Source organism: Candidatus Accumulibacter phosphatis (assembly GCF_012939955.1).
Lineage (GTDB): Bacteria > Pseudomonadota > Gammaproteobacteria > Burkholderiales > Rhodocyclaceae > Accumulibacter > Accumulibacter delftensis.
Genome location: NZ_SPMY01000059.1, coordinates 30336 through 37546, shown reverse-complemented (window position 1 = coordinate 37546; position 7211 = coordinate 30336). Strand labels below are relative to the sequence as shown.

General features: G+C 64.7%; 5 protein-coding genes. 3 read left to right on the top strand and 2 right to left on the bottom strand.

From position 1 onward, the window contains the following. The 3 genes from E4Q23_RS18485 to E4Q23_RS18475 all read left to right on the top strand — a co-directional run. A partial coding sequence (locus E4Q23_RS18485) for a transposase (protein WP_211203832.1) occupies positions 1–427 on the top strand: 427 nt, incomplete at its 5' end. A gap of 242 nt (positions 428–669) precedes the next feature. Next, a complete protein-coding gene (locus tag E4Q23_RS18480; RefSeq protein ID WP_169068005.1) occupies positions 670–2493 on the top strand; it encodes a serine protease in 1824 nt (607 codons plus the stop codon). Then, on the top strand, positions 2490–4889 hold the full coding sequence (locus E4Q23_RS18475; protein WP_169068004.1) for a serine protease: 2400 nt from the start codon (positions 2490–2492) through the stop codon (positions 4887–4889). Before E4Q23_RS18480 ends, E4Q23_RS18475 begins: the two co-directional genes overlap by 4 nt. A gap of 1098 nt (positions 4890–5987) precedes the next feature. Here the strand turns inward: E4Q23_RS18475 and E4Q23_RS18470 are convergent. After that, positions 5988–6689 carry a hypothetical protein gene (locus E4Q23_RS18470; protein ID WP_169068003.1) on the bottom strand — a complete coding sequence of 234 codons (702 nt, stop codon included), beginning with the start codon at positions 6687–6689 and terminating at the stop codon, positions 5988–5990. Next, positions 6631–7098 carry a hypothetical protein gene (locus E4Q23_RS18465; RefSeq protein WP_169068002.1) on the bottom strand — a complete coding sequence of 156 codons (468 nt, stop codon included), beginning with the start codon at positions 7096–7098 and terminating at the stop codon, positions 6631–6633. Before E4Q23_RS18465 ends, E4Q23_RS18470 begins: the two co-directional genes overlap by 59 nt. Positions 7099–7211: the final 113 nt, after the last annotated feature.

The following is a 7211-nucleotide window of genomic DNA, read 5'->3' as shown; positions in this document are numbered from 1 at the left end:
CTGGACCGTCAAACAAACCGAGACCATGCACTGGTTGCAGCGCTCGAACCTCAAGACCGCACGGGCCTGGCGGATCAAGCAGGCGCTGCGCTCCATCTACGCCACCGCCACGACACCTGACGAGGCCACGCCCCTGCTCAAGCGCTGGCTCAGCTGGGCCAGCCGCTGCCGACTCGAACCATTCAAGCGCCTCGGCAGGACGATCAGCAAGCATCTTCCTGGCGTACTCAACGGTTTTAACGCCGGCAAACACAACGGCCGCGTCGAAGCGATGAATCGATCGCTCCAGGAGGCGCGCGCACGGGCGCGCGGCTATCGCCGCGTCGAAAACTTCATCGCCATGGCCTACCTTATCGCTGGGAAGCTCACTCATTTGCCCACCTCGCCCTTCGCCCCGTTCTTGCCCGTTCCACAGGAAACGACCTAAACCCCGATTATATTGGTAGGCGAGTCACTTGCAGCGATAGCTGGAAAATAAACTTTTGTCGCTGGTTTGCCCGTTTTCGAGTTCTTGATCGTCGGCAAGTAAAGCGTGTGTACAATCCTTGCGTCCCCGAAGTTCACCAAAAAAAAAACCACGCCCGACTCCGAGCATGCCGATAGGGCGCTTGCCCGCTCTGCTTGCCCTTTCGCCGACAGCTTCTCAGCCGCCCAACCCCGAGGTCGCCAATGAAAATTCTCTTTGCCGTGCTCTCCGGCTGCGGCTGCATCGCTCTCGCCAGCCCGCCGACTGTGGCGGCGGAGCTGTCGCCCGCCGAGGTCTATGCGCTCGCTGCACCGGCGATCGGCACGCTGGAGCTACGTAGCGCGGACGGTAGCCAGAGCGATCTGCGCAGCGCGTTGCTGGTGGTGCCTGATCGCTTCGTCAGTGTTTGCGATGGACTCGCGGAAGCCGGATCGTTGCAGATCAGCCTGCCGTCGGGGCGCTTTGCGGCGCGCCTGGAGGCACAGGACGCGGAGCGCAATCTGTGCATTCTGTCGACGCCGGTTGCCAGTCACGCGCTGCCGGCCCTGGCGCTTCGCCAGACGGCTGCGCAGCCGGGCCTGCGCGTCTTTGCCGTGGCCAATGCACTCGGCTACGGTGTCGGCATCTCCGATGGCCTGGTCAGCGGCTTGCGGGCCTTCCCCAGCGGCGACTACATCCAGTTTTCGGCACCCATCTCGCCCGGTGCGCAGGGCGGCGCCTTGCTCGACAGCGAGGGGAAACTGCTGGGGATTGTCGACTACCGGCAGCGCAGCGGTCAGAACGTCAACTTCGCTGCGCCGGCGGCATGGATCGCCGAAATCGAGACTCGCGCCGCGACCCAGGGCGACGCGAATCGCTTCGACGCCGAGGCCAGCAAGCTGGTCAGCGAGCGGCGCTGGGCGGAGCTCGACAAGTTGGCCAGACGCTGGGCCAGTCAGGCGCCGGCGTCGCCGCAGGCCTGGCGCTATGCAGCGCTAGCCGCCGGAGAAGTTGGTGACGTGGCGCAGGAAGAGCGCGCCTGGCGCAGGTTGCAGGGGCTCGATCGCGGCTCGAATCAGGGTGGCATCGGCCTTGGCGCAGCGCTGCTCAAAGAGGGTCGTTTCGACGACGCCCTGGCCGAGGTCGAGAAACTACTGGCGCGCGACCGCCAGGATGCGTCGATCTGGTTCCTCTACGGCCGTATTCTGCAGGCCGCACGGCGTGCCGGCGATGCGGAAGCGGCGTATCGCCAAGCCACCCAGCTCGACCCGTGGTTGATCCGCGCCTACGTCAATCTGGCCGAACTCGCCCAGCAGCGCGGTGATCACGCGACGGCGGCGGCGATATGGAGCCGGCTCTCAGGTCTCGACCCTGCCAACACCGATTTCCGTTACCAACTGATCGGCCTGTACTTGCAGGCCAACAAGCCCGAGCGGGCCTTCATCAGCCTCGCCGGCTTGCCGGCAAGCGAAGTCGACACTGCCACCGCCAACTACCTGCAAGGACTGACGCTACGCCAACTGGGCCGGCCGGTGGACGGCGTTGCCGCCTTGCGCCGAAGCATCGCCAAAGCGCCGCCGGGCGAGGCGCAAGCGTGGATCGCGCTGGCCATCGCTCTGGCCGAACTGGACCGCCACCCTGAGGCCATAGAGGCCTCTCGCCAGGCCTTGAAAGTCGCACCAGAGAGCGACGCCGCCAAGTTCTGGCTGGCGGTCGAGCTGAAGGATGGTGGCCGGGCGAACGAGGCGCTGGCGATCGCTCGCGAGCTGACTGCGGCGCATCCTGCCGACCCCGCCGCCTGGCGGCAACAGGGCTTCGCGCTGGCGGTTCTGGACCAGCGCAAAGCAGCCATTACGGCGCTTGAGAAGTCGCTGGAACTCGATCCAAAACAGGCCAAGGTGTGGGCGGCGCTGGCCGAAGTCTGCCACGCCGACGGGCAGCAAAGCGCCGCCCGCCGTGCCTACGAACAGTTGCGCGCGGTCGACCCCGAATACGCCCGCGATACCTATCGCACGCTGATCGTCACCTATGAGGAGGGGGCGCAATGATTCCGGGAAGAGTATCCTCGGCGGCGCTAATCGCTACCGCCTGCGCCAGCCTGTTCAGTACCGCCACGGCTGCGGATCTGTCGCCGGAGCAACTCTTCGCCATGGTCTCGCCGGCTGTGGTCAGCGTGCGCGCCGTCGACGATCAGGGCGGCGAATTGGCTCAAGGCAGCGGCGTCGTCGTCGGCCCGGAACAGGTGGCGACCAATTGCCACGTCGTCCGCGACGCGATGCAAATTCGCATCGAAGCCGGCACGCAGGCACTGGTCGGCCGTTGGACACGGGTCGACGGCCAGCGCGACGTCTGCCTGCTCACCGTCGACGGGCTTAAGGCCAAGCCCGTCGCTCTGCGCAGCAGCGACTCGCTGCAGGTCGGCGAGCGCGTGCTGGCAGTCGGCAATCCGCTTGGTTTCGGTCTCGCGGCGAGCAGCGGCTTGCTGGTCGGCAAGCACGACGGCGACAAGACTCTGCTCACCAGCGCAGCGATCTCGCCCGGTTCGAGTGGCGGCGGCCTCTTCGACGGCCAGGGTCGGTTGATCGGCTTCACCACCGCCATCCTCGGCACCGGCCAGAACCTCAATCTGGTGCTCTCGGCCGATGGTGTCGATCGCTTGTCGGCGCAGGGCCAGCCGCCACCGGCGGCGCCAGCGATCCCATCGCCCGAGCCACGTTGGCGCGACGAAGCCACGGCCCTGGTCAGCAAATCCGACTGGCCGGCGTTGGCCGCGCACGCCCGCCGTTGGCTGCAAGCGCAACCGACTTCTGCCCTCGCCTATATCTATCTCGCCCAGGCACTGGACCAATCCGGCCGCCACCAGGAAGCCGCAGCAGCCGCCGAAGAGTCGCTCCGCCTCGACCCGTACTCCTCCACCGGCTGGACGCAGAAAGCCGTGCTGGCCAAGGCGCGTGGCGATCACGACGCTGCCGAAGCGGCTCTTGTCCGTGCCATTGAGCTGCGGCCGAGCAATGCGACGCCGCGGCGTATCCGTGCGGACTGGCTGTTCGCTGCCAGGCGCTTCGGCGAAGCGCGTGTTGAAGCACAGGCGGCGACCCGCTTCGCGGCCGGCGAGCCAAGTGCCTGGAGCCGGCTCGGCGCGATCGAAGACGCGCTCGGTCAACATGCCGACGCCGCGCATGCCTACCGCATCGCGCTGCGTCTCGACCAGCAGAATGACGAAATCCGCCAGCAGCTAGCGCAGGCGCTGGCCAAACAAGGTAAGAGCGAAGACGCCAGGCGGGGCGTTTCGGCACCGCGAACAGGCGCTGCCGACGCTGGCGACGCCCCTGCCAACGCCAACTCCGAGGCGGCAACCTGGCGGACGATCGGCTTCAGCGAGCTTGAGCGCAAGCGCTACGGGCCGGCACAGGACGCTTTCCGCAAGGCGCTACAGCTGGCGCCGGAAGCGCCGGACGCCCCGGGCGCCTGGAATGGGCTGGGCACGGCCCTGACCCACCTCAACCGCCTGGCCGAAGCCGAGCAGGCCTACGATGAGGCACTGCGCCGGGCACCGAAAAACGCAGAGGCGCGCGCCAATCGGGCCAGCGTACGTAGCACACTTGGCCAGCAGGCGGCGGCACTCGAAGACATTCGGCAAGCAACCAGCGAAGCGCCGCTGAACGCCAACGTCTGGCGCATCTTCGGCGCGATCAGCCTGAACGCAAAGAACTACCCGGATGCGGTGGCGGCTTTCAGCCAGTTGGACGCGCTGCAGCAAGCGACCCCCGACGATCTCGTTTCGCTCGGTGAAAGCCTGGCCGCGGTCGGCCGGCTGGCCGATGGCCTGAGCGTGCTGCGCCGTGCCGAGGCGGCGAAGCCGCAGCCGCCACGACTGCCGCTGTCGATGGCTAAGGTGCTCGGCGAATCGGGCGACGTCACCGCGGCGCTGCCTTACATCGAGCTCGCCATCGCTGCCCAGCCGAGCAGCCCCGAGGCCTGGAGTAGCAAGGGCTATGCCCTGATGCGCCTGGGGCGACTGCCCGAAGCAAGGGACGCGCTGGAGACGACGGTGCGCCTCGCGCCCGAGCTGGTCAACGGCTGGATCAATCTTGGCCAGGTGCAACTGCGCAGCGGCAATCTCGCGCGCGCCATCGAAGCGCTGGAAAAAGCCATCGCCCTCAAGCCCGACGCCCTCGATGGGCGACTCTATCTCGCCCAGAGCTACCTCGGTGCGCGCCTGTCGGCGAAAGCGCGTGAGCAGGCGAGCGTCGTACTCGCTCGCCTGCCCGATCAGCCGGGCGGCCTGAGCATTCTGACCATGAGCTACCTGCTGGAAGGCAACGCCGCCGCTGCTGCAGGCTCTTACGCGCGTCTCAAGGCGAGCAATCCCACTGCAGCACTGGCGATGAAGGCACAAGCGCAGCGCGCCGGCTTGAGCGCTGCTACGCAGCTGACGGATTGAGTTACGGGGGGGGGCAAGCTGCGGGCTGGCCCGCCGGCCACAATACGGCGGATAAGGGTGCGCGCAAGCGCTGGTCAGCAACAGTGATCAACTAACAGGCCAAACTTCGGGTATTCGGGGACACGGTTGCGCGCCCTTTGTACTATCTCTTGGCCCAGCTGTCGGACGTCTGCAATCGCCGATTACGCGGAACGCTCGATTATGTGGTGTAGATGAAGACGAATCTCCAGGAAGTCCTGCCATTGGGGTTTTTGCAGCGGGTGAAGCAACCGAGAAGCTCGACAAAAATTCCTGCGGTCGTCTGATTTGAGTTTTAACTATCGCGCTCATCGTCATACGCTCTTAAGTCTAACTGCGTGACAACAAAAAAAAACTTGCGGTCTAGTACTGAAAATCCCGAACTGGGTACCATGTATTTTTCTGGGTCCCGCAACGCGTTCGTTCCGCAAACCGACCAACAGCAGCACAAAGTTGGTTGACGAGCGGCAGGTCAGCTCTTAAACCTGCCGTTGAGTCTGTGCCGTGGCGAGCGGCGGCAATGGGTCGGAACCGGGCGTAGCGAAACGATCGAAGCCGCCGTTCGGCGTGCTTGGCCACCGGATGGCCGGTAAAGGATCCATACCGGCCGGCCGCATAGTGTGCCGTCAATGACCGCTCTGGGCGAGGATCTGCCCGAGTCCGAAGGCAACCGGATGGCTGGTTCGAGATCAGTTACCTGGCGTTCGCGCCGGCTGTTTTTTCAGGCGCAACGTCCGTTGGTAGCCGACTGCCGACCGACGTCGCCCTGCGCCTGTTGACCACTGGCAGTGGTTTCTCTGCCCTGCTCTTCATGTGAAGCTAAGGCAGAAAGCGACCCATGCCCGCCTGAGGACGTCTGCTACGGCTACGGTCGCTTGGCGAAGCCTCAAGCTGCCGTGCGCACGCATCTGCGATCCTGCTGCTGCTCGGCAGCCGCAGGGGCGAGCACACTGTTGGAATACCTCGTTCGGCGTTCAAACGGCGCATCCAAGGGGCGGCTTTCGATCGACCCGGCGGGACTGCCTGCCGCCGGGCCGGGCGGTGTTCATTTGAATGCTGTTGACCGACGGCTGGGCGCCGTCAATCGAGCCGTTCAGCGTCGGCGCCGATCGTTTCATCGCCGTGATGAAACAATCGCTGCGCAACAGCGATTGCTGCTTCTTTTTGATAGAAGCGCCGGGCGTCGCCGGCGAAGTTTGTAGCGGATTGATCGACAGTTGCATGAGCGCGGATCACGCTTCGATCTTTTTTGATCCATGCTTCATCCGTGGCGACCCAGGGCGGATACTTTTTGCTCCAAGACTCATCTTTCCGCAACCATCCTTGCATCGCCGGCAGCGAACGGCCAGTGCGCGACATCGATAGGGATCGATGCGCATCATCGATCGTTCTATCGTCGCCATCGATGCGCCGATGGCGACCATGAAAACCTGGATTATTTTTGCCGACGCGTGGATCTTTTTCACCCAGGCTTCTATCGCCAGGATTCAAGCGCGATATTTCAAGATCGAAGGCTGATTCTCGCGCGGCGGTCGTCCATGGAAGGAGTTCGAGCAGGCGACATTCCCCGCTCAGCGGGAGACCCTTCGCCGCGGCACCCGCCCCCCCGGCGAGCGGCGACCGCAGGCCGAGCGGCCGAGCGGCCGCCTGGCGGTGCGCGGAATCGTTGGAATCGTTGGAATCGTTAATCGTTGGAATCGCCGGAATCGTTGGAATTACCGACTCAGGCGTCCGGCGTGCCAGGGCGGGCTTTGCGGGCAAAACGCTGGCCGAGGTCGCCAATCGCTTCCTCCAGCGCACCGGAAACAAGGTTGTGCACCTTGGCGTATTGATAAACCCGCAGGGCGGCGGCGTAGGCCTCGCTCCCGGCAGCGAAATAGGTGTCGTCCACTTGGCGCGACAGGGTCTCGATGGCGTGGCGAAGCGGATAAAGGCTCTCGACCAGCGCGACATCACTGCGAAATTCCCCGAGCGGGAAGCTGCTCGGGAGTATTTCCGGTTGCGCTTCGGCAATGGCCAGGGCCTTGACCACGAAGGAGCGATTCTTCTCGCCGAACTTGAGCATCGTCATCCGCTCGTCAGTACCGAGGTCAATCAGGAAAGGCAAGGATTCGGCAAGGCTGGCCAGCGCGGCTTTGGCCTTTTCGCGTTGCTCGGAAGTGAAGCTGGCGTCGATGCGATTGCTGCCCATGGCCGTCTCCTTAATGGTCGTGCGTGCAAAGACATTTTGCAGGCAATGGAATTAAAGGCCGGTTCACCGAGCGTCGTCAAGACCCTCTGCGCACAAGGTTCCGACGCCACGCA

Bases quoted from the DNA above. Each gene is read 5' to 3' on its own strand.
- E4Q23_RS18480 (WP_169068005.1), top strand. From the start codon at position 670: ATGAAAATTCTCTTTGCCGTGCTCTCCGGCTGCGGCTGCATCGCTCTC.
- E4Q23_RS18475 (WP_169068004.1), top strand. From the start codon at position 2,490: ATGATTCCGGGAAGAGTATCCTCGGCGGCGCTAATCGCTACCGCCTGC.
- E4Q23_RS18465 (WP_169068002.1), bottom strand. From the start codon at position 7,098: ATGGGCAGCAATCGCATCGACGCCAGCTTCACTTCCGAGCAACGCGAA.